This is a genomic window from Campylobacter sp. 2018MI34 (genome assembly GCF_016598975.1).
Classification (GTDB): domain Bacteria; phylum Campylobacterota; class Campylobacteria; order Campylobacterales; family Campylobacteraceae; genus Campylobacter_D.
This window is the reverse complement of record NZ_JAENKS010000044.1, coordinates 1-2,368: the sequence shown is the minus strand read 5'-3', so window position 1 is coordinate 2,368 and position 2,368 is coordinate 1. Positions and strand designations below refer to the sequence as shown.

Genomic DNA, 2,368 nt, shown 5'->3' with positions numbered 1-2,368 from the left:
TAAATTAGATATTTTTTAATAAGAAGTAAAAGATATTTATTACATATTATTATAAAAACAAATAGTAAAAGATATCCATTTAAGTAAGTTAAGGTTATTATGTTAAATTAAAAAATGATATAAAAAGTGTGAGGGGTATTTTAAAAAAATATGTAACTATCTCTAAATAATTTTAGCAAAAATCCCAAATAATAGCTCCTTAAAGCATATAAAAATAACTTTTTATCTTTCCTAATTTAAATTGTAAAATATCCCAAATATCCTAAAATGTTTTTATCCCAAGATAGTGATTAAATGCTGTTTAAAAGGCAGATAAAATCGAGGTTTGATTTTAAATTTTATATCCCAAAAATGTTTTTTGCTCTCTAGGATAGTTATATTTTTACTTAAAATAAGTTTATATTTTATTTTTTATATAACTATCCTTATAAAACACTATATAATCATAATTTAACCACTTTTTATATAAAAATAGTATGTAACTATCTATAGTTTTAAGTTTTGGAAGATAGTTACATAGAAAACTTAATATTATTGTAAAATTAGATAATTATTTTATGGAGCACATAATGAATAAAATTGATAAAATCGCCAATTTTTTAAATAGTAAATCTAAAAAGTGTTTAGCTATAAATGGATCTTGGGGTATAGGTAAAACATATCTTTGGAAACAAGTTGAAAAAGAAATTACCTTAAACTTTGATAATAAAAAAGTCATTTATATAGATCTTTTTGGTAAAGAAAACTACAAACAAATATTAGAAGAAATAATTTTAAAGCTACATGGAAATTACAATAAAATTATAAATATTTTTACACAAATTGCTTTTAGGATTGCTAAATTTAAATCTGCTGGAATAGTCGATATTAATTCTGGTGCTATTTTTTCTTTTTTAAAGAAAGAAGATTTTAAAAATATTATTGTGTGTTTTGATAATATAGAAAGAAGATCTGATAAACTTTCTTTAAAAGAAATTCTAGGACTTGTAAATTTACTCAAAGAAGATAAAGAATGTAATGTTGTTATGATTTTTCATATAGATGAATTAGAAGAACAAAACAATAATTTAACTGCAAACAACAAAGAAGAAGCTAAACAAGGTAATAGTGAAAACTGGTACCAAACTTACAAAGAAAAAGTTATCGATTATGAGATTAATATAGATGATAATAGCGAAGTGGCTAAGAATATTATTTCTAATAAAATAGAATGTGATAAAGAAATACAAAATATAATTTTTGAATGTTATCAAAATTCATGTAATAATAATTTACGATTACTATTACGCTTTATAGAACATATAATTTATTTTAATAAATAATGCTTTATGAAAATCAAAAAAGAAGATTATAGTAATGAAATATTTTTTGGCGGACTGAAAATGTATTATGATATTTTGTTAAATCATATCAAAAAATATTATTCTTATAATACTAATGAAAACCAATCTCGAACTATATTAAAAAATATTTTGAAGATCTTTGTTATTTAAATCAAGATGATTTAGATAATTTGAAATTTCATTTTGAAAGTGACTTAAAAGAAGAGGCTAGAATTTATTTTGATAAATGTAGAGATAAATATTTATATAGTAATTTAAATGATATAGATTTTGCAAAGTATATAAAAGATTTGTTTCCAAAATTTAAAAATTATATATACGGCAATGGAGCTTATTCTTCTATTTCTTACTATCAATATTTTTTTATTATTTACAAAAAAATAACAGGCAAAGAATTAAATTGTAAAAAAGATATTGAAAAATTTGTTATTAAAGAATTGGTCGAATATAAAATTAATATATCAGACCGCTATGATCCATTTTATAGTGATATTTATCAACAGATAGAAGAAATGATAGAGGAAAATGAAGAATATAAAAATTATTATAAAGAATTGCAAAATGAAAAATATCAAAATATAGATATTGATTTATTTTTAGACAATCTTTCATCGGATGAAATTAGAGAAACATTTTATTCTGATACAATTAAGCAATATAACGATTTTGAAATTGAAAGCATAGTAAAGTCTTTTCAAGCAAATAGTGATTTTTATCATGAATTTTTTATCTTTTTTTCTAGTGCAATGGATGTAAAAAAACAAGAAGAATATGATCGTAATGATAATTTATTTCAAGCCTATTTAGATTTTTTAGAATTAGATGAAAATAAAATTAAAAAGGAAAAAATTCTTAAAACTCTTGAGCGTCAAGAGCATAATTGTTTTTTATTGCAAATACTTAAAACCTAACCTTTCAAAATAAAATATTTTCTTTGCTTTTTAATATTTTGTTTTGTGTTTAAATTCTTTGAAATTAAAACAAATTATTAAAATGCAAATGCAAGAAGTGATTGAAAAGCTAAA

General features: G+C 20.7%; 2 protein-coding genes. Both read left to right on the top strand.

The genetic code is table 11. The features are described 5' to 3' along the window. Nucleotides 1–569: 569 nt before the first annotated feature. Nucleotides 570–1,322 (top strand): P-loop NTPase fold protein, encoded by a 753-nt coding sequence (locus tag JG676_RS09025; RefSeq protein ID WP_246801809.1) that lies wholly within the window; start codon nt 570–572, stop codon nt 1,320–1,322. A 191-nt stretch (nt 1,323–1,513) separates the two neighbouring features. Continuing rightward, nucleotides 1,514–2,254, top strand: a complete 741-nt coding sequence (locus tag JG676_RS09020) for a hypothetical protein (RefSeq protein WP_234126478.1) — start codon at nt 1,514–1,516, stop codon at nt 2,252–2,254. The last annotated feature ends 114 nt before the right edge of the window (nt 2,255–2,368 follow it).